Origin of the sequence: Corynebacterium sp. HMSC08C04 (assembly GCF_001807495.1) — a bacterium.
GTDB lineage: Bacteria > Actinomycetota > Actinomycetes > Mycobacteriales > Mycobacteriaceae > Corynebacterium > Corynebacterium simulans.
This window is the reverse complement of the sequence record NZ_KV789205.1, coordinates 224042-244399: the sequence shown is the minus strand read 5'-3', so window position 1 is coordinate 244399 and position 20358 is coordinate 224042. Positions and strand designations below refer to the sequence as shown.

Annotated in this window: 15 protein-coding genes and 1 tRNA gene; 1 reads left to right on the top strand and 15 read right to left on the bottom strand. The window is 49.9% G+C overall.

Annotation, left to right across the window (positions count from 1 at the left end):
* Nucleotides 1-253: 253 nt before the first annotated feature.
* The 12 genes from HMPREF3169_RS06070 to HMPREF3169_RS06010 all read right to left on the bottom strand — a co-directional run bounded on the left by HMPREF3169_RS06070 (nucleotide 254) and on the right by HMPREF3169_RS06010 (nucleotide 15549).
* On the bottom strand, nucleotides 254-1423 hold the full coding sequence (locus HMPREF3169_RS06070) for a nucleotide sugar dehydrogenase (RefSeq protein WP_070433066.1): 1170 nt from the start codon (nucleotides 1421-1423) through the stop codon (nucleotides 254-256).
* A 53-nt stretch (nucleotides 1424-1476) separates the two neighbouring features.
* Nucleotides 1477-2421 carry an NAD-dependent epimerase/dehydratase family protein gene (locus HMPREF3169_RS06065; RefSeq protein ID WP_070433065.1) on the bottom strand — a complete coding sequence of 315 codons (945 nt, stop codon included), beginning with the start codon at nucleotides 2419-2421 and terminating at the stop codon, nucleotides 1477-1479.
* Nucleotides 2422-2572: 151 nt separating this feature from the next.
* Complete coding sequence (locus HMPREF3169_RS06060; protein ID WP_148132107.1) at nucleotides 2573-4396, bottom strand: glycosyltransferase family 4 protein; 1824 nt, start codon at nucleotides 4394-4396, stop codon at nucleotides 2573-2575.
* Between the two features lie 11 nt (nucleotides 4397-4407).
* Complete coding sequence (locus HMPREF3169_RS06055; protein WP_070433063.1) at nucleotides 4408-5010, bottom strand: hypothetical protein; 603 nt, start codon at nucleotides 5008-5010, stop codon at nucleotides 4408-4410.
* 26 nt (nucleotides 5011-5036) lie between these two features.
* Nucleotides 5037-6314: a glycosyltransferase family 2 protein gene (locus tag HMPREF3169_RS06050; RefSeq protein WP_070433062.1), complete on the bottom strand. Its 1278-nt coding sequence runs from the start codon at nucleotides 6312-6314 to the stop codon at nucleotides 5037-5039.
* A 603-nt stretch (nucleotides 6315-6917) separates the two neighbouring features.
* Nucleotides 6918-8144 carry a nucleotide sugar dehydrogenase gene (locus HMPREF3169_RS06040; protein WP_070433060.1) on the bottom strand — a complete coding sequence of 409 codons (1227 nt, stop codon included), beginning with the start codon at nucleotides 8142-8144 and terminating at the stop codon, nucleotides 6918-6920.
* Between the two features lie 27 nt (nucleotides 8145-8171).
* Nucleotides 8172-9686: a heparinase II/III domain-containing protein gene (locus HMPREF3169_RS06035; RefSeq protein ID WP_070433059.1), complete on the bottom strand. Its 1515-nt coding sequence runs from the start codon at nucleotides 9684-9686 to the stop codon at nucleotides 8172-8174.
* On the bottom strand, nucleotides 9687-10547 hold the full coding sequence (locus HMPREF3169_RS06030; RefSeq protein WP_168162314.1) for an ABC transporter ATP-binding protein: 861 nt from the start codon (nucleotides 10545-10547) through the stop codon (nucleotides 9687-9689).
* Nucleotides 10540-11445, bottom strand: a complete 906-nt coding sequence (locus tag HMPREF3169_RS06025; protein ID WP_070433057.1) for an ABC transporter permease — start codon at nucleotides 11443-11445, stop codon at nucleotides 10540-10542. The genes HMPREF3169_RS06030 and HMPREF3169_RS06025 overlap by 8 nt, the downstream gene beginning before the upstream one ends.
* A 108-nt stretch (nucleotides 11446-11553) precedes the next feature.
* Nucleotides 11554-13617, bottom strand: a complete 2064-nt coding sequence (locus HMPREF3169_RS06020) for a glycosyltransferase (protein ID WP_070433056.1) — start codon at nucleotides 13615-13617, stop codon at nucleotides 11554-11556.
* On the bottom strand, nucleotides 13614-14246 hold the full coding sequence (locus HMPREF3169_RS13110) for a hypothetical protein (RefSeq protein WP_070433055.1): 633 nt from the start codon (nucleotides 14244-14246) through the stop codon (nucleotides 13614-13616). The genes HMPREF3169_RS06020 and HMPREF3169_RS13110 overlap by 4 nt, the downstream gene beginning before the upstream one ends.
* The gene (locus HMPREF3169_RS06010; protein ID WP_070455938.1) at nucleotides 14230-15549 is read right to left on the bottom strand and encodes a glycosyltransferase family 4 protein; all 1320 of its coding nucleotides are present in this window, start codon (nucleotides 15547-15549) and stop codon (nucleotides 14230-14232) included. The genes HMPREF3169_RS13110 and HMPREF3169_RS06010 overlap by 17 nt, the downstream gene beginning before the upstream one ends.
* A gap of 257 nt (nucleotides 15550-15806) precedes the next feature.
* On the opposite strand from HMPREF3169_RS06010, the gene HMPREF3169_RS06005 reads away from it, so the two are divergent.
* Nucleotides 15807-15879: transfer RNA gene (locus HMPREF3169_RS06005), tRNA-Asn, on the top strand.
* A gap of 109 nt (nucleotides 15880-15988) precedes the next feature.
* Here HMPREF3169_RS06005 and HMPREF3169_RS06000 read toward each other — a convergent pair.
* The 3 genes from HMPREF3169_RS06000 to HMPREF3169_RS05990 form a co-directional block, all read right to left on the bottom strand.
* Nucleotides 15989-17134, bottom strand: coding sequence for a tyrosine-type recombinase/integrase (locus tag HMPREF3169_RS06000; RefSeq protein ID WP_160330570.1), 1146 nt, complete (start codon nucleotides 17132-17134; stop codon nucleotides 15989-15991).
* Nucleotides 17135-17324: 190 nt separating this feature from the next.
* Nucleotides 17325-18536, bottom strand: coding sequence for a non-hydrolyzing UDP-N-acetylglucosamine 2-epimerase (gene wecB, locus HMPREF3169_RS05995; RefSeq protein ID WP_070455937.1), 1212 nt, complete (start codon nucleotides 18534-18536; stop codon nucleotides 17325-17327).
* A gap of 123 nt (nucleotides 18537-18659) precedes the next feature.
* Nucleotides 18660-19961, bottom strand: a complete 1302-nt coding sequence (locus HMPREF3169_RS05990) for an acid phosphatase (RefSeq protein ID WP_246815605.1) — start codon at nucleotides 19959-19961, stop codon at nucleotides 18660-18662.
* Nucleotides 19962-20358: the final 397 nt, after the last annotated feature.

Genomic DNA, 20358 nt, shown 5'->3' with positions numbered 1-20358 from the left:
CTGCAGGGCGAATCCATGGAAACCAGCTGATTCAAGTTTTAGGTATGCCGAGCAGAAACCAGCACGCTTCAAAGCCGGCCGCATCAAGGGAAGAGGCGAATGAACAGAGCTCAACATACCTGCTAGAAAAATCTAGGCGCCACCATAACCAAGTCCTCCAGATTAGGCACTGCCTACCCGAATAGATCGACCATATTCAATTCAGCAGTTCAACCAACTTTAGCGCGTCGCTATCCAAAGTCAGGCCCCTCAATCAATCACGGGCATAAATGTCTGCGGTAAATACCTTATCCGTATAAGGCTCTAACTCGACACTAAACCTGTTAGTCAATACGACATCAACACGATTTATAAATTCATCAAAACTTCTAACCACCTCAAATCCGTCGAATTCTGCGCCTGTCCAAGTTGGCTCGTATACCAAAATTCCCACCCCTCGGTTTCGAAGAATTGCCATAACGTCTTGAACGGAAGAAGACCTAAAGTTATCCGACCCAGACTTCATCGTCAGCCGGTAGATACCAACCACCTTCGGCAACCGCTCTAGCACTTGGTTCGCGATGAACGATTTTCTGAGCGCATTGGACTCCACCACTGCTGTCATCATGCTCTGCGGAATACCGTCGTAGTTCGCAAGCAGCTGACGTGTATCCTTCGGCAAACAATATCCTCCGTAGCCAAAGCTCGGGTTGTTATAATGTCCCCCAATCCGAGGGTCCAAAGACACCCCGTCAATAATCGCTCTGGGGTCGAGACCTTTTACTCGAGCAAACGAATCTAGCTCGTTAAAAAACGCTACCCGCATCGCCAAATAGGTATTTGAGAATAGCTTGACCGCTTCGGCTTCGGTCGAATTTGAGATCAAGATCGGGACATCGTCCTTTTGAGCTCCTTCTTGAAGCAAAGCTGCAACTTTCTCCGCCGAAGCCTTAGAGCGTGAGGCCGCGATAATCCTTGAAGGATGCTGATTGTCATATAGAGCACGCCCCTCCCGCAAGAACTCCGGGCTAAAGACGATATTTAAGCGGGGAAACCGTTCCGCCATTAGTTCGGTAAATCCGACGGGTACCGTAGACTTAATGACGGCCACCGTAGTTGGGGAGACCTCTGCGACCAAAGATAGGACCGACTCAACACTGTCTGTATTGAAAACACCAGTGTCAATGTCATAGTCAGTTGGCGTGGCAATAAACGCAAAGTCAGAATTCTCCAAAGCGCCGGCACTGTCGGTGGTAGCCACGATATCCAAGCAGCCAGACATCAGAGAATCTTCAATTCCCTCGTCTTTGATTGGGGATAACCTTTGATTTACAAGTTTAACCCGCTCCTCGTCGAGGTCGACGGCTACCACTTCATGATTTCCAGCCAAAAGCACGGAGTTTGAAAGGCCAACATAACCTAGACCAAACACTACAATCTTCATTTATATTCCTCAACTAGATGGGCACGGATTCGACTACTATAAGCGTGGAGAATCTAAGAACTTATCCGTCCACGAAAGTACTCGACGGTTTTGAAAATACCAGCCCGCAGATCTACCTGCGGGAACCACCCAAGCAATTCATTAGCGCGGCTGTAGTCTAAGCAAGAGCGCTTTAGATCCCCCAATCGTGCGGGATAATGGACGGGATCACTAGAAACCCCAACCTCTTCACTTACGAGCTTGTGTAATTCAGCGTCCGTAGTTTCGACTGAAGTACCAATATTGAACCGCATCCCATTTCCAGCTTCACCGCTAGCAAGAATAAATGCCTTGGCAACATCGCCGACATAGACATAGTCCCGAGTATTAGTTCCTCCCCCAAAAAGCTTCGTGCTTCGCCCAGAAAGAAGGCTTTCGGAGAAAATCGCTACAACGCCTGCTTCCCCATTGGGATTCTGACGCGGCCCATAAACGTTTGATGGAGCAATCAGCGAATATTCCAACCCATAAAGCGACTGAAACACCTTAAGATAAAGTTCACCGGCCGCTTTCGACGCAGCATAAGGGGATTCTGGAGAAAGTGCTGCAGCCTCCGAAACTGGAAAACAATCCGGCACCCCGTAAATCGACCCACCTGAAGAGGTGTGCACTATACGGCGAACTCCGTTGGTAGCAGCGGCCTGAGCGATTCGAATTGTTGCGAGAATATTCTGCCTTGCATCTAAAAGCGGCTTTTCAACGGATTTCCGAACATCAATCTGCGCCGCCAGGTGAAAAACCACTTCTACGCGTTCTCGCGCAAAAAAAGATTCAAAATCGAAGTCCTCAATATCAGCTTCGATAAAACGGAAACGCTCCGACTTTTGCGCTTGCGAAAGATTATCTAGACGGCCGGTGCTCAAGTTGTCGATCACAACAACCTCGTCGCCTCTGGCAATCAACTCATCTACTAAATGGGACCCAATGAAGCCAGCCCCACCTGTCACAACCGTATTCAATTTCTTGCTCCTTTCAGGAACTAAACTACGACACAAAACAGCGGAGCTAGCAACAATCGGCATTATTTCCGAACTGTTTCTCACCCTAAGACCACCGTCGCGTGCGCCGAAGAAAGCTTCTTACACAGTGGATTACAAATTAGTCCGCGACTTACTCTATAGGATCAAACGCCGGCGCTTCCCAGTCTATAGGTCCAAAACACTCTTGCGCGGCGGAACGATTCCCCTGCAGCAGCTCCCTCCAAGCCGCAAGTACCCTTTGATGATCTAGTGATTTATGATTCTGCAACCTTTCTGTAGTGCGGTGAAACCATTCCACGTCAGCAACTTGACTCACCCATTGGACGGCACTGTCAAAATCGTCGAAGATGAAGTCTTCCGGCCAAAGCGTCTGAATTCCTGGCCAACGCCGAGCTACAGGGAGGGCTCCTGAGCTTATCCCTTCAGCCAAGGCAACGTGCGAGCCTTCAACATCGGAGAGGGATAGGATCACCCCAATTTTCTCGTACCAGCGAGCCATATCGCGCCCTGGAGGATCGAAGAACACCGCGTTCCGCACTAATGGGTCTAGCTCCAATCTTAGGCGGACCTCCTCCCATTGCTGAGCAATCCGAGGATCACGCTCCCAGTTCACGTGTTCGGTAGGCAAACTTCCGCGAACGCGAAGGGTAAAACGCTTATCAATTGCACGGAGCTCTGCAAGTAAGTTCAATGCGAGGTCAAGCCGCTTCAAGGAAGGCGTTATCCCTACAATACCTAGGGTAAATCTAACGTCATCACTTTTTGGCCTAGACAGCATCGTGCCGTTGATGTAATTAGGTATATACACCATTTTCTCCGCCGGCCAACCGAATTCTTGCACAAGCTTTCTTCCTACCCAAGGAACAATAACTACACCTGCATAGTATTTGTCCATATCAATAGAGTGAGGAAAATCGGTAGTTACTTCGTACCGATGCGCGCGGACAATTAGTTTAGCTTCAGCACGTGCGCGGTCCTGAATCCAGAAATTATTAGGCCGGGCCCATTCGCCAATAATGACGTCGCTGGTTCGGACCAATTCGTTTGCATGTTCTTTATTCGAAGGCCCCGACAAAAACTTCCACTCGTTCATCTCAACACGGGCACCAGTGCTGTTTTTAATTTGCTGAGATAGCTCATCAATAAACGTCAACTTAGTGCCCATCACTGCAACCTTTAAATCTCGAAGGTCGGAGTCCCAAGGTGCTACATAGTCCAATAGAGTACTACGGTTGTCTTCGAGTTGTCTCGCACGCGGGCGCCAAGTCGCGAGAGTGGAATCTAATGCTGACCATAAAGACTCAAAACAAGGCTCGTTATGAACGTCTGAAAAATCTGCGTCGTCAAAAGCATTCCATTCAGCGTCAAGGTTAATCTGCTCTCTTAGTGCATCAAACCCTTCTTTCGCGACGGCAAATGCACTTCGACTATGCGTCTGCTCGCACTTATCCACAGTGAGCCTATCTAACAACTCCGCAACCGAGTCCGGTGTACACCCGCGAAACGCGCCATACAGGAGAGAAAAATCAGGCGCCAAAATATATACATTTCTACGCGCAGTGTCAAGCCGCTGTTCTATTACTGACCTAGAAAGCTGACAATCCGTAAAAATGTCAATGCTAGCGAACTTCGGTTCACGCAGCTTCCTAACCCAATCTGCACCAAGCTTTTCAACAAACGAATGAGGTGACACAAATAGTGCCGATGCAATGTGGTCTGCCATTGGGGAGGAAAGAACTTCGTCGGCAAGCTCTAAATCCATGAAGAATACGAAATTCTTGCTGTCTTCTGATAACTCCTCGCTCCAATGCTCGCGTTCAACGAGATGGACTTCAAATCCTTCTTCCTGCAGAACGGCCGCAGCAGTGTACCAACCTGCTAATGCGACAGCATCTCGAGGTTCACTTCTTGGAGGTTGAACAAATATAATATTTGATTCAAATTCACTTTTCATCTTCATAGAAATTAGCTTCCAGTAATAACCTGAATACCCTCTACGGCAACAAGATCTTCGATCCCCCTTGGGATCGCTTCTGCAGGGTACTCACTCATGTCAATGCTCTCGACCATCAAATCTTCACTGAACAGAATTGCCGCGGATAAAAGAGCCCTTGGCCCATAAATACTCTCCAACCAATGCGCATTGGAGCCCACGACGATTTCTTTCACTCCCCGCAACGATCCTTGAAATCTTTCACTAGCGGGCAGGTAAAGGTAGGTGCGGTCACGCCCTGGCAACTGAGCGTTGATTCTAAGGTCGGCTTGGACTTGAAGCGTCGTCGCCTTTGGCGAAATTGAACCCTGGCTAGAATCAAGAGGCGCAACTATGCTTATTCCGTGCGCTTCCAAAGTTCTAACGAAATTGTCCGGCAACGGGTTCGATGTTGAAAACCGACCCTTCCCGCCCCAGAACACGATTCCAGCTAGAACTATTCTCGAGGCCGAGAGTTTCCTCGGGGGCGCATCAAAAATTAAAGAACGCATGCCTTGTTCTGTAGCATCATCCTTAACAGAAAGTGCCCATCGCCCCGTCTGGTTGACTGCATCAAAATCAATCTTTATTATCACGACTCAAAACCTTATTTTCGATGATCTCAACCAAGCCGTATTAGCTTAAAGCTGGGACCACTTTCTTTAATCTCGGCATATCTAATTACTTCATCAATCAATTCGAAATCCTTCGTTAAGACCGCCGAATAGCTCAGCGACCAATCATCACCTTGAAAATCAAATCGATGAGATTCACCATTAATTTGGTTGAATCGCTCATAAATATCGGCACCGGCGGCAATCAAGAGAAGATCGCCTCGTTTTCCCGGTGATAACACGTGGACAATAAATCTGAAGAGTGTATTTGTAGAAATCTTTTGTTCTGAAGATCCACGCAACAACGCTTCAAACCTGGGAGATTCGGCGTACCGTGCTTCCGCCTCGGTCAAATAAACCCCCCGACTTGCAAACTCATAAATCTCCCGCCAGCCTGCGCCGGTAAGAGATATTGCATTAAAATGATGCCTACGGGATGGGCCCCGCCTGTATGATAATTTCTCAAAGGCCCAACCACTTCGAGCAACGAGGTGATCGGGAAGATAAGGCAAGAATCTGGTTTCCCAACTATTCTTATCGGTTGGTCCCCAATCGTATCTCGCCGCCTCCCAGAGCTTCTTTTGACTCCGGCTATTCACCCCGGACTTTAGAAACTCTAGGTTTAAGGATGCTGCATATTTCTGATTTCCCGAGCCAGTGTCGGTAATCCGTCCCGAATGCACCCTCCGCAGTAGACAGATGACGCCCGAGTGTCGTGCTTCGATCCCAGATCTTAGCAAGCGGAACGCCAAGTTATTATCCACTGCGCTCTCCAGCCCCTCATCATAGCCGAAGAACTTGATTAAATCGGTTTTTATTAACCAAGTAGAATGCCCTGGCGCGAAGCCCGTCTTAAGTGCTGAGCCATAGTTGAAGCTTCGACCGTGGTGAAACTGCAACGCTCCGCTATCGTCATCGAAGTTAATAAAGGTGCCGAAAACAAAATCGTCATCATCATTCGCAAATTCGAGCTGTTTTTCGAGTCTCCAAGGAAGCATTAAGTCATCATCGTCATGTACTGCCGTCCAAACGCCACGAGACAGGTTAGCGCCATGATTTCTAGCAGCAGATATGCCCGATTTGCCCGGCGGCGTCGCCGTATAAACAACCCTCGGGTCATTATAAGCTTCGATCACCTGTTTCGTGTCGTCTGTCGAGCCGTCGTCTACAAGAATCAACTCAAAATCGGTGAAGGTTTGCGCAAGTACCGAATCGATGCTTTGCTTCAAATAGTCCGCTCGATTCTTCGTTGCAATCACAACGCTAACGAGGGGTTTGTCGTTCATTTCCACTCCGTTCTCGCTCTACTTGAAGGGGATAGCTCTTCGGCTGGTTCGGCTAAATTAAGCCTAGGAAGGGAAGCTAGGTAGAGACGCGAGGGAAATTCAAAGCTCTTGTCCAATCCCCAATTTACAAGTCTAATTTCCAAGAAATCTCGGCCAGTTTGTCTAAAAAGTCCTAAATCCAATCGTATAGGCGCTTCCTCCGAGGAACTATCAATATATATGTAATCTGCCTCCAAGGATTCCGAATGACGATATCCCTCGAGCTGAGGGAAGCACTCTTTCAATTCGTCGTCCACCAGAATAAGTGCTTGTTTTTCACCAACGGCAAAAGAACCGAACTGAAGGCTGTAATTCCGCCGATCATCCAATCCATCCCAGCGGTAAGATCGGGTAGGGAAACCTACCAAGGAATGATAAAATCGGCTGGCTGATTTCAATCCCTCGCGTCCCCGCGAGGTATAGCCAGCAAATTTATCGGGAAGGGAACCAATTTTCTCCACTGAAACCGCCGTTAACTTCGTCTTCCAACTGCTACTTATCGAAAAAATGCTAACACACCCCTAAGGGGCGGTCGATTAAAGCGGCGACCAAGGCAACTCCTCGTCAACTCAGCAATCCAACGGCATCCACAACTTGCCCTTGAAAATCTGAAAGCGCTGAGCGTAGCGGCAAAAACTTACTGTGGAGCACCAAGACTCCAACCACATCGGACAAATCAAGGATATCTTGAAGCGAGTCCGACCAAACAACATTTGCAAGGCACTCAAGCTGCTCCGGCAGATTTTTCAGGGCCGGGTCATGTACCCGAATAATGAGATCGGGACGTTGCTTCGCAAGCCCGCGAATCACCTCCAAAGCCGGCGATTCCCGTATGTCGTCGACGTCGGGCTTAAAGGTAACTCCAAGCATCCCCACCGCACCGCCTTTTCCCGCCAGATGATCAATCTTTGAGGCCACTTTGTGGGGTTTTGAGTCGTTTACTAATCTAGCGGTTGATATCAATCGTGCTTCCTCTGGAGCCGCCGAGTACAAAAACCACGGATCCACAGCGATGCAGTGCCCTCCTACACCGGAACTGGGTCGTAGAATATTCACTCGAGGATGCAGGTTTGCAAGCGATATTAGTTCCCATACATCCACGCCAATAGTGTCACAGATTAAAGAAAGCTCATTTGCAAATGCGATGTTAACGTCTCGAAACGCGTTCTCGGACAGCTTTACTGCTTCCGCAGTCTTCGCATCTGTGGTTCGAATTGGAGCCTGACAGAATTTGGCATAAATTTCCGCCGCTTTAAGTGCAGCCTGTTCAGAAGTACCACCAACGATTCGCGGATTGTTTTCCATCTCAAAGAGAATGTTCCCGGGTAAGACCCTCTCAGGACAATGCGCAAACAGAGGCGGCATTCCTCCCTCAAAAAGGTTTGGACGGCGTTCACGAATACGTCGTTCAATCTGGTCGGTCAAACCAGGAGGGCTAGTTGACTCCAGGACGACAAGATTTCCTTCTTCCAAAACTTCTGTTAGCGCGTCAACTGCTTCGAAAATATAGCTGGGGTCGACGTGATGAGAAGTATCAAACGGCGTTGGGACCGCAATAATGAACACATCCGATTTAGAAGGATGTTCAGCGGCCGACAAACGCTTTTCCAAGATAGCAGTTCGCACCATCTCGGAAAGCCCCGGTTCATCTACTTCAACTCTATTGCGACGTATCGACTCCACTATTTCACGATTTACGTCGACCCCCTCAACGCTATAACCAGCTTTTGCTAGAAAAGCTGCCGTCGGGAGCCCAATATACCCCAGGCCAATAACCGCTATTCTATTCATTCAATTCCACCTAATAATTATTAGAGCTTAAATGCTCTGGATTTTCATGTCGAAACTCAGCGAATTTTTCCGAAGGCTTCTGGTTTGCACCTCGAGACATTGGGCAGGCTCAACCTTGTTAGCAAAGCGCGAGATCCACCCACGGTGTGTCCCGGCTTGCTCGCCAACGGTAATCTCACACCACACCCGATCGCTTGTTTTCATGCACAACTTCACCTTTTTGCCGATAAGTACAATCTCTCTAGGTGAATATTCAATTCGTACATTCTCAGGCACGATGAACCTATGCACTGGCTTATCACCAGAGATCGAGCTCCACCAATCCTCAACCCGAAAGTGTCTGTTCGAGAGCAACTTTATGGCCCGATGGGCAACATAATTTCCAGAGGCCAAATAGGCTCCCCGCACATTTCCAGGGCGCGGGGAGACTAACCTCGAGATAACCATTCCCGCATCGCCGTAAAGCTTTGCTGGATGAATTGGATCAAATTTTCTAAAGTAAAGCCCTGAATGCCCGGTCTGTGTCCTAAGTGAAAAAACCCTTGGATCCGAATAGTCGTAATTACAGGTTCCTGAGTCCAGAATCAAATCCTCCCCGCCACAGCGAAGACTAAGCGAGGTGTCATCGGCATGCTTATGAACGTCGCTCTCAAACCCGCATTTAAAGGAAAGAAACAGATCTTCACTTTTGTGTACCCATAGGCCCGTCCTTTGGGACCAAGCAGTACCTAGGTCCGAACTGTAAGCGGTCGCGATCGGGTTCGAATCTCCAAGTGCCGGCAGACTTCCGTCATGGTAACAAATCTTTCGAATCGACTCATTAGCCAAGTCTAAATACGAACTAGCAGTATTGAGCACTTCGCGACAGCTGTCAACCTTTTCAAATTTCCCTACAATTCCAGTCAGAATGCGTATATACAAGTGGTGGTAAAATGTCGAATTCTCATTGCAAAATCCATCCTCGCCGAATACATAGGCTAGGATTTCTTCTAATTGAAGTGCTGCACGATGAAAGAAATGCTTATCGCACACATCATTAACGATCTGTGCCGCAATTAACGATTCTAGTAGCATCAGACCGTGATTGTTTCGAGCAACCAACGCCCAGTAATCCTCACCCTGAATTTCGTATTCCAAGAGTTTTCTAGCAGATTTATGCAAAGGCGATTGAGTCGAACTCAGAGCTACCAATGATTTAAGTCGCATAGCACAGCAGTGATCCCAAGACGTACCAAGAAAAACCGACAACTCGTGCCTAGAAATCTTGAAAGCATCGTAAAAAGACACAAGTGCAGCTTCAGCGTAAATGGGATCAGTTTTAGCGATGTCCACGAGATAGTTTAGGGAAAGTGCCCAAAGCATCTCTGATTTGCTCTGTGTTGTCCGGATTAGCTCACTCCAACTCTTCGGACTTCGTACGACTGGATGGGAAGCATTGATCGAATTTTTTACAACATATCCCTCGTCTTTCTTTTCTAGACTCCACCCCCACCCCATCGACCATTCACGGTAGAGACTATCTGCAAAACTCTGAGCCGACATCTAAGCAGTCCTTATCTTCCAAGTATCCTCATCTTCAACTACAAACCGTTTCGGAGGATAGTACCGTTTCGAGAGACTCAACTGTTCTTTCGCGCCGTCAACGTCGCCAGCGTTCCTCAAAGAGATCCATTTCTTATAGGATCCCGAGACCAATTTCGCGTCCCCATCGGCAACTAGCACGCCATCGTTAATCCAAAGTGCCCTGTTACAATTCTTCTCGATCTCACTCATTGAATGGGAAACCAAGAAGACTGTCCCTGCGTCATTCAACATATCGCGCATCCTTTGTTGAGCCTTCTCCGCAAACCCAATATCCCCAGTTGAAAGCGCCTCATCGATTATTAGAATATCCGACCTTATTGCCGTCGAAATCGCAAAACTCAAGCGCGCAGATTGACCCGACGAGTACGTACTTAACGGCCTCAAAGCGGCCGGCCCCAATTCCGCCCACTCGACAATCTCTTCCGATTTCAATATCGCTTCCGCTTTAGGAACCCCTAAGGCCAGACAACCTAGGTATGCATTCTGACGAGCATCGAGGTATCCGATCAATGCTGGCTTCACGCCCAGAAAAGTTGGCTTGGACAATGCCCAAATCGAGCCCGACGTGGGTGCCTCTGCCCCGGCAATCATCCGGAGCAAAGTTGATTTACCTGACCCATTGCGGCCTAGGACACCGATCGATTCCCCTCTGGTTGCGAAGAACGAGATTCCCTTGACAGCAGTATTTACGTCATCTTGATGTCGAGCACCACTGCCTGCGTCCTCAGAAGTCGTGCCTCGCTGACGATATGCTTTGTTAACACGTTCCACCACCACTGAAGGATCGGGCACATATCCGATAAATTCTTCATTATGCAAGGGTTCGATACCTACCCTCAGCCCCCTCAAACACCAGAACGCCAACCGCTAGCGTCCCGAATCCCCAAATGATCATCATTGCCCAACTCATCAACGCTGGTAGCTGCCCCTCCAACACGATCCCCCGGACCGCGTCCATATATACGAACGCTGGATTATTCCGTACTACCGTGTAGACTGCACCAAACCCTTCAAATCTTTCTATTGGGTAAAACACTGCGGACATAAAGAGCCAGGCTCGAATAAAAAGCTCAGCAATGACTTTTACATCAGGTACAAAAGCCGTCATTCTCGCAGCCAAGAACATGCACCCAGTACCAAAAACTGCAGCCAGAATAACAACGGGCACTATCCCCAGCAGCCGAAATGAGAAATGATTTCCGCTTTGAAATACTAGGGCAGCAATGACTGCCACCCCTATTGAAAGCAAACTATCAAGAAACTGCCTTAAAGAATTGGAAAGCACTACGGCGGCTGCTGGAAACTGAAAACTTCTAATCACTTGGAGCGATCCCCGAACCAGGCCAAGTCCTGAAGATGTCATCCTCGAAATCATATTAAATAAGCAGATACCGAGCAAGAGGTAACCAACATAATTATCTATACCCCTCGAGGCTCGGAGCACCAATCCGAACATCAGACCATATAATGCCGCCTCGAGCAAGGGGTAGACCACTAGCCAAGCTTTCCACAACCGATAATCTTGATTTGTTCTAAAGGCTCTAAATCTGGCATCAGCAAGGATGAAGTACCGAAAGTTCCAAAGGCTTCGCAGATGCCCCACTATCGTCAAATCATCAGAAACTGGTCCTAAACACTCAGAGTTAACAAGGTAGTAGCCTTTCAGAGCAGCCTCATTGTCAGGATGCTTCCTAGATTTGTTTACATCAGTAGACATCAGTGCCCGCCTATCCATGGAGCCTCTTCATTGCCGCTGCGTAAGAACTTTTCACGCCTTCAGCAAATCGAATCTTACCCTGCCAACCAACCTGAACAACTATACCCGCTATGTCCGACAGACCTCCTTCAACGTCTCCACGATAGACCTCCGGTTTCCTAATTCCGTCTTGAAATCCAAGTCTAGCTCGCTAAGCGGTGAGCCAGGTTGAACAAACCCCCAAAGCTTCGCCGCCGCCCCAACATAGTCACTATATTTAGATGGCAAAAATGGGTTCACCTCAAAGCAGTCTCGTGTATCCGAGTCAACGACCAACAGGATGTCAAATCCAGAAAGCGTCCGCAGGAAAGGAATATATTGCTGATAGGGATGAACGTAGATGGAAGCATTTCTACCTACCTCATTCAATTTCTTCTGGGCTGTCACGGGATCGGGAACAAAACAATGAAACTCAAATAGTTTACTATCCGCAGTATCGAGCTCATTTAAGGCGTCGACCAAGAGTCCCACCCCTCTGTTGGGATAGAAACTCCCAAAATAACCTATCCTGATTCTTCTGTCACCCCCGTCGACGGCGGCCTTAGGGATTGACGGCCTTCGATAGAAAGTCGCGGGAAGCGTTGACTGAGGTAGTATTGTCGATTTAGCCTCAATGAGCTCTACCCAGCCACCTGGATATGAGGACATTATGATCCGCTTCTGATTTTCGTTCGTAAATATTAATTCGTCTGCCAGAAGTACGGTTGCGGCTTCAATAAGATCAAATACCGATTCGATGGTTATCCTAGGCAGACCCGATCTAAGAATCTTCGAAAGAATCTCCTCAACTACAGCGCCACTCTCAATGACCCCAGAGCGATGCTTACCAGTAACGTCAAATCTAAGCGGATCGGAAAACTCAGCGGTCCAGCGAATGCTGTCACCGGTATTCAATTTAATTAAGGCGCCCGCTAGATGAGAACCCGCCCAAAGAGCTCTAGAATATAGTTTTTCATATTTCCGTCCAGCGAACTGGTTTTTAATGAAAGCCGCTTTCGCTTTCTCACCAAAATCCAATAAGGCGCCCCAGTCCGAGAAATAGTTGGGCGAATCCAGCTCAGTAACCTTACATACAAAGGGGGCCGACACAGCCTTTAAGGTCCAGTCAGTTCTCCTTACCGTTGACATATCATTACAAATTACGTCTACGGGTTCCCTCCAATCATGTATACGCTTGGCGACAACCGAGGATGAGGGGTCAGAAAAAGGCGGGAAACAGAAGCTTATAACTAGACTGTTTGAACCAGCCCCGCGATTCAGTTCCTCCCATATCCACCCCGGCAATGGATACTCACCCCCAACTTCACGGACTCTCTTCAACGATGATGGGTGACTTGCCAAATAACGCTTGACAAAACCCAGCTGAGAACGTATCAATGACTTTTGCGCATCAACCAGTTTGGGGGTTGAATCTATATCAACAAGTTCCTTCAAAACCTCGAACCGTTGAATGACGTTAAAATCAAAGCTCTCACCGACTCGGGAAAGACTACCGTCGCGCACATGTCGGAAATAATAAGACTGGTCCGTAGATTCAACAAACCATATTTCCGGAGAAGACGGCAACATAACCCTTGCGTTAAAGACGACGTCTTCGCCAGAGCGCAGACTTTCCACATATCGGTTGCTACCAACAAGGCCTCGTGGGATTAGTTTCGCAGCATTATACCCCATCACCCAAGGCACTTCCTCTAAAGTCTTAACTGATCCCAAGCAAACCGCTAGGCGATCTGCCAGTGTAGAATTAAGCTCATTCCCTAATGAGTCTAAGTCTTTCATTTGGGCACAGACCACCCTGTTTGCCCCAGCTTTCGACAACAAGGTCTCAAGATATTTCGGCCCAATAGTGTCGTCGTCGTCAAGAAAGGTCAAATATTCGCCTTGGGACGCTAGGATACCAAAGTTTCTTGCATATCCAGCACCTTTCCCAGAAAGCTTAAGGATCTTTGCCCTCAACTTTCCCTTGCACTGGCACTCACTTCTCAAGTATTCATAGGAACCGTCTTCAGGGCCGTTCACCACAAAGATAGCTTCGAAGCTCTCAGTACCTATCGTCTGTTTTTCGAGACACTCAACGATTTCACCTAAGCGGGCGCGCCCCTTGTAAGTAGGAATAACGATTGAAATTTTCACTTTGAACCCCTCCATACACTTTCAATACGCCTCAGGAGCACAATTGCATAGCTAGCGGCCTTCGCTGGTATCCATTTCCTAAAAAAGGGATAGAGGCGCCTAAGCAGTTCACTCAACCTGTTACGTGAGGCTCGCGTTCGCTTTCTTGGCCGGCTATCTTCAGAAAAAATCTTGGTATCGCCTTGCAATTCCTGTAGAAAAGCCGTTGCTTCCGGATTTTCCCCCCGAGGACCATGCTGTTGGGGGGTGTCTTCTCCACAAACGGGCATTTCTTGGTCTACAAAGCATATTCGCTCTGACACTGACGCGACTAAAGATTCAAACTCCAAACTAGGAGCCGCCTTACCACCATAAGATTCATTGGACACAATGATATGCGCACGATTCTCGAGGTTTAGTTCCATCACCTCTAAGAATGCAGAGGTCTCTCTTCTGACCCTTTCACTTTCAACAAGTACTGTCCTATAAGGGGCTCCCTGTTTTTTCAGTTCCTCGAGCAATTCGCTGAGTGTCGAGAAAACGCAGATATCTCTAACCCAAGTAAGCTCTATGTTGCTCTCCCCTGTCTCAAACACACCTACCAGGTCTGTACTGGAAAGCTCATCGTAGAAGTCACTTTTCTGAATCACTATTCCTCCCTCGGCTGGCATTCCGCAATAATCCTAGAAACTGCTCTAGCGTTTGATTGACAACTATCTCCCGCTCGCGTTCGACCCATTCGCTTGCCGTTGCAGAGCCGGTAAAAGCGTCACCCTGCTGCACAGCCTCAGCCCAAGCCGTAGCCAATTGGTGAGGTTCGCCAGGCGGCACCACGATCCCAGCAGAATGCTCTTGGACGATCTGCGCCGTCTCCCCTTTTGCAACGACCGACAAGTGCATTCCTTTCTCCATCAACTCATAGGTTTTACTTGGGATCGCCAACTCCAATACAGGCCAGTTGGCTAAATGCACTAGGGAGGTATCTGCCCACTTATAGTGGTCCACCAAGCTGCCCGAAGGAATTGAATGCAGGAATTCAACGGGCAAATCAAACTCTTCACTTTGTCGTTTTAATGCGCCCCATGCCGCTCCATCACCGATGACTCGCAAGCATGCTTGCACCCCGTATTCTTCTTTAAGAATTTTTATCGCTTTGAGAGCGTCAGATAGTCCTTGAGCCCTACCGACAGTTCCGGCGTACAAAACGTTTAGTCGCCCGTCACTCCTACTATAGGGTTCGACGGTTTGAGAGAAACTTGGAGGGAAAACGTTTCGTATGACGAAGATCGGACAATCGATTGCCTTTGCCTCTGCTAGAAACTTTGCATGTTGCTCCGAAGTTACAATCAACGCAAGTGCTTGTGAATAGACCATATTTAGAAATCGGGTCACACCCGATGCCAACAGTCTGAGAGGCATGCCGCCCAAAACTTTTTCCCTAAAAGATGTTTCCCCAACCTCAAAATTCCAAGACTTGGATTCATCAAGCAATTCGGGCCATGCATCCCTCAGGTCGATCACATACGGCTTCCCTAAAAGCTTTGCCACCACCCAAGTTGAAACTGCTGTTGGCAAAGCTGGAACGGTTCCAATAATAAAATCTGGCCGTCTGTTTTTCCCGTAAATCTTCTGAGAGAATACGGTTCCCACAGTTGAGATAGCAATGACTAGCTGATTAAATGCCCGCCCTGTCAACGAGCTACTCGCTGGTATAAAACCAGTCCGGTAAACGCGCTCAAGAGACGGCCCTAGCTCGACAGCTTGGGGCCTCAGAAGCTGAATCTGTTTACGGACCCATTGTCTTTTGGTTAGCTTACGCAATTCACGAGGTGGCGGAGCAATAGCAGTTACCTCCACCCCACGCTCTCGCAACTGAGCTGCAAGCCAGCTCCAACGCCTTTGGGGCACTCCGTTCTCAGGACTCCAGTATTGCGAAAGCACAAGTATTCGCATCACTTACTCCCCTTTCAATTTCGGCACTTCCCAAGCACTTAAAAGGTCCCGACAAGCATAGAATCAGTTTAATAGACGGAACACTAGCACAATAAGTATTCAATACCCTGCAGAGTAGGAAGCCTAGTTATTTAGGCCTCATTGGAGAAGAAATAGCCTCAATTACCTGCTGATTTGCCCCCAAGCTTCGCAAGCATATATAGTTAGACCTCGTTGCAGAGAGAGCGCATCTCAGCTCAGCTCAGCTCACAACACATTCCTCCATAGCTCAGTTGGCAGAGCATTCGACTGTTAATCGAAGGGTCACTGGTTCGAGCCCAGTTGGAGGAGCAGACAGGAACCGCCTGATTTCAGGCGGTTCCTTTTTTTCGTTTTGTATCGCGTTGGTGGGATATAGGGATATACGACAAAAAGTGTGTCCGCTGGGGCTAAGACTTCCCTACCGCTCGTCGAGCACAGTGGGCTTTAGTGCCTCAAGGATATCGTTGTGGTCGCCGGTCTTGTTTGCGCGCTTTATGTAGTGCCGGCCGGTGATCGCGGGGCTTGTATGCCCAAGATGTCTGGCAGCCTCCTCGGCCCCCTTTTCGCGGGCGATTACGGTTGCGACGGTGGAGCGGAAAGACTTCAGCTTGATGTGCTTAAATCGCGCGCCACGCGCCTGCCGGAACCTATTGCCGAGGTTGTGCATGCTGTGCATCGTTCCGGCCCTGCTAGGAAAAACATAAGGCACGTTCGGATCGCGGCGGGCAAATCGCTCACGCAACATCTTCGCAAACCATTCAGGGATAACAATTTCGCGAAAGCCGGCCGCGGTCTTCGGTTCCGGCTGCCGGACTAGCTTTCCGTCTTGGTATACGGCACAGCCACTGACAATCATTGTCGCCGGCTTACTATCCAAGTCCACTTCTTCCCACAGCAGCGCGGGAAGTTCGCCCGGACGAATTCCGGTTGCCATGTAGCAGCACACAATCCCTGAAAGGTCGGTACGCTTTCCTTGACTTTCCCAAGCAAGGATCTGCGCAAGGAGCTCATTGAACTCCTCCGGTGTAACCTCAACCGGTTCAGCGCGCGGCAAATGCGGCAGCTGAGCAGTCCGCGCGGGGTTCTGTGCCCATAGCTCAAGCCCTTGCCGCTCAGCTATCGAGAAGGCATGTAAGAGCAGAATTCGCAGATGCCGCGCTGAAGCAAGCGAGCTGTCCGCTACTCGTGACAGCCAAGAATGGACTACGCGCGCCTCACAATCTTCCAGGCGGAGATTCCCCAGCGCTGGAATGCCACGCTCGCCTACGAGAAACCGCCGTGCACGCTGATACATGTTCACGGTTTGAATTCGATTTCCTTGCCCGATTTCCCCAGTGCGCAATGCTTGCAGAGCAATGTCAACCAGCTCCAACACCGTCATCCGCGCAGTGACGGCAAAGCGCTGCTCGTTGAACACCAATGCCCAACCACGCTCTTCCAACAGACGTTGCACTTCTTCCCTGCTGGCGCCAACCTCACTAAGTTCAACGATGGCACCGCTGAAGTCCTTCGTCCGCCCCATGGCCTTCCACCCCGTATCAGTGCGTACTACGTTGTCAATCACAACGCCGCCTACCTTGGGCTCACTATTTTCCTCCATGCTCTATTGGACTGATCAAAAGTGCGATTAGTTCCAATCCCAAATGAAGACTTAAATTTGGCCTACCCACTGAGAAATACAAAACCGCCGCATTGGAACACAATGGGTGTTCCAATGCGGCGGTTAGTTTATGTCAGAGTGAACTGCGGGCTGATTACTTTTCCAGCTCTTCCTCCGGAGCTACGACCTCTTCAAAACGCGGTACCTCATCCGCCACCAACTCAGTGCTAAAGTCTGGCAGACGCTTTCCCACTTCTAGAAGCTCTGCAATTGCTGCAACCGAGCGCTGAGCGCCCTTGCCATCGCCATATGGGTTAACGGCATTAGCCATTGCAGAATAAGCGGCATTGTCATCAAGCAGAAGCTTCGCTTCCGCCACGATCAGATTGCGGTCGGTACCGACGAGCTTAACGGTGCCAGCCACCACTGCTTCTGGGCGCTCAGTGTTTTGGCGCATGACCAAAACCGGCTTGCCCAAGGAAGGTGCTTCCTCCTGGACTCCGCCAGAGTCGGTCAGGATAATGGCCGCACGGTTCTGGAGCTTGGTGAACTGATCGTACGGAAGAGGATCAGTAATGATGACGTTCTCTAGCGCCTCAACCTCCGGAAGAACTGCTTCGCGGACCTTTGGGTTCAGGTGCAGCGGCTGCGCAAAAATAGTATCCGGATATGCCTTTGCTAGATCCTGTACAGCACCACCGATCTCCTTCATCGCGTCAAGGTTCTCGCGGCGGTGTGTGGTGACAACAACGAAACGCTTGTCCGAGTTTGCGGCCTCAGCAAGAGTTGGATCCGAAAATTCGATGTCCCAAGTTGCTGCTTCAAGGAGAGCATCAATCACCGTATTACCGGTTACAACGATGTCCTTAGAACGAACGTCCTCGCGGCGCAGGTTCTCCATTGCGCCTTCAGTCGGCGCAAGGTGCAGGGCTGCAACCTGACCGATGATCTTACGGTTTGCTTCCTCCGGGAACGGGGACAAGATGTTGCCGGTACGCAGTCCTGCCTCCAAGTGAACGATCTGCACACCGCGGTGGAAGCCAGCAAGAGCCGCTGCCATGGCCGTTGATGTATCACCCTGGGAAATGATGACGTCCGGCTCCTCAGCAGCGATGATCTCATCGAGGCCGGCAATGGCACGGGAAACAATCTCATTGAGGGTCTGTCCCGGCTTCATCAATCCCAGGTCATGCTTGGGGGTAATTCCAAACATGGTGTTTACCTGCTCCAGCATTTCCTTGTGCTGGCCAGTAGAGACTGCAACGGACTCGAAGCGATCATCAGCTTCTAGAGCTTTGATGACCGGTGCGACCTTGATTGCTTCAGGTCGTGTACCGTACACAGTCATAATTTTCGGCTTAGCCATTGTGCTCCTTGAAAGCGTTTTAGGTGTCATACCATCATTTGCTGTTTCGCCAATGATTACACGTTTCTGTCTCTTCGCGCGCAGGTATGACCAAGACTGGGGGAGGTTCCTGATGCGATCTGTTTAATTAGAGACTTGAACTGCTCCATCTGGATTGACAGTTACCGTCGCAGCCATGGCCTTTGCCAGATTTAGGCGCTGCCAGGATCCTGCTTCGCCCTGCCAGTCGAGGGGGTGGCCAGCGGGGTTTGCGGTTTGGCGAAGCACCTCGGCGCGTTGCTCCCAAGTGAGCTCGGGATGGGTTGATTCAAGCAGGACCGGCGCGGCCTTCGGGACAATCATTGGAGCATCGGTGGCATAAGCAGGCTTAAAGCCGTAGTCCAGCATCGGAGCATAACGCTCAACTGCCTGCTCGTCGGTAGCGTAATTCTTACCCGCATCAGCCTGCTGGGCTACGAGCTCGGAAATGTCCTTGCCAGTGCGCCACTTCATCTCTGCACGGATTTCGGCCGCTGCTTGGTCAAGCGCATCGTGCATACGTGGATCGTTGAGACGGTCGGCCGCTGCCGCCTGACCCGTCATACGGCCACCGATAACGTCGAGCGGATAGTGCACGCCCATGACCACGCGGTGGTTGCCGGCTTCCGCGCCGCGCAGCACGAGCTGCGGTGCGACCTCCGGAAGCATGTGGGCCATCAACGTGGTGATCCACGTTGCCTGGTTTGTATGGCCAGACGGGAAAGCCGGCGTGGTGCCGTAATAGTCCTTCTTACCGTCGTTGTACTTGTGAATAGCATCGGGTGCTACCTGGAAAGGACGCCGCACGTTGAAGTGGTACTTTTCCGCGAAGGTAGAGCTAGCTAGTCCGCCCGCACGAGCTAGGTAGCCATTTCCCAACAGGTACTCCGTCTTTGGCAGGCGGTGCTCGGCAAGAGCATCGCGGAAAGCGCCGCCAAACTCCTCACCCAGTGCGTCAGAAACCGCAAGCATCACTCCATCAGTGTCAGCAGCAGCATCTTGCTGAGCGCGCTTAATCAACGCAGGGTCATCGGAGGCAGCGTTGTTGATGGCGATGGCCTTTTCGAGGTTCTCATCCATGATTGGCTGCTGGGTCTTCACATGGTCAAACATGCGGACTACTTCCCAGTAGACGCCGTATTGGTAGGAAGAGACATCGGAAGGAAAGCCAACCAAGTAGTCGGTGGTGAATGGAGTTGGGGTTGGTGCGCCGTCATGCTGGACTGCTGGGGCACCACTGCTCGAGCCGGTAACAGCCCCCGTAAGCGCTGGCATCGAAGACGATAGCTGTGCACTAGCCGGCGCAGGATTCACATGTGCGCCTGCACCCGCTACACCCACTGCCAGAATTGCGGCCGCTACAGAACGGCGGGAAGTAGCAACTATCGAATAACGATGACGAACCATATTTACTTTCTCCATTGAATTAGCGACAAGAACGCACAGAACGCTAGCTGCATAAGGTGGCGAGAAAGTTAAATTTTTCCGGCTAAAAGATGATCTTTTGCGGCAAAGTGAGGACCTTAGCTGAGTTGAGCTTAGGTCCGGACGCTGCTTACTTTATCTTCGTTCGAATCCGAGCTGACAGGAACAACACCGATGGTGGCCGTGGTCAGGGCGGCCATGGCTATTGCGGCTGATGCCGCTTGCGAGAGACAGGATCGAGCGGTCACGTCTTTAAGCTATCGTGCTTTACCCGCGTTGGGAAGCGGTCACAATAAATTTCATCAATGAGGGTACCCACCACTACACCACCGATACAGGTAGGCTGGGTGAGGTTATTAGCGTTAAATCACTACCTGAA

Coding starts and splice junctions, on each gene's coding strand:
- HMPREF3169_RS06050 (WP_070433062.1), bottom strand. CDS start 6,314: ATGAACGACAAACCCCTCGTTAGCGTTGTGATTGCAACGAAGAATCGA.
- HMPREF3169_RS06035 (WP_070433059.1), bottom strand. CDS start 9,686: ATGTCGGCTCAGAGTTTTGCAGATAGTCTCTACCGTGAATGGTCGATG.
- HMPREF3169_RS06010 (WP_070455938.1), bottom strand. CDS start 15,549: ATGCGAATACTTGTGCTTTCGCAATACTGGAGTCCTGAGAACGGAGTG.
- HMPREF3169_RS05990 (WP_246815605.1), bottom strand. CDS start 19,961: ATGGTTCGTCATCGTTATTCGATAGTTGCTACTTCCCGCCGTTCTGTA.
- HMPREF3169_RS06040 (WP_070433060.1), bottom strand. CDS start 8,144: ATGAATAGAATAGCGGTTATTGGCCTGGGGTATATTGGGCTCCCGACG.
- HMPREF3169_RS06060 (WP_148132107.1), bottom strand. CDS start 4,396: ATGAAAAGTGAATTTGAATCAAATATTATATTTGTTCAACCTCCAAGA.
- wecB (WP_070455937.1), bottom strand. CDS start 18,536: ATGGCTAAGCCGAAAATTATGACTGTGTACGGTACACGACCTGAAGCA.
- HMPREF3169_RS06025 (WP_070433057.1), bottom strand. CDS start 11,445: ATGTCTACTGATGTAAACAAATCTAGGAAGCATCCTGACAATGAGGCT.
- HMPREF3169_RS06070 (WP_070433066.1), bottom strand. CDS start 1,423: ATGAAGATTGTAGTGTTTGGTCTAGGTTATGTTGGCCTTTCAAACTCC.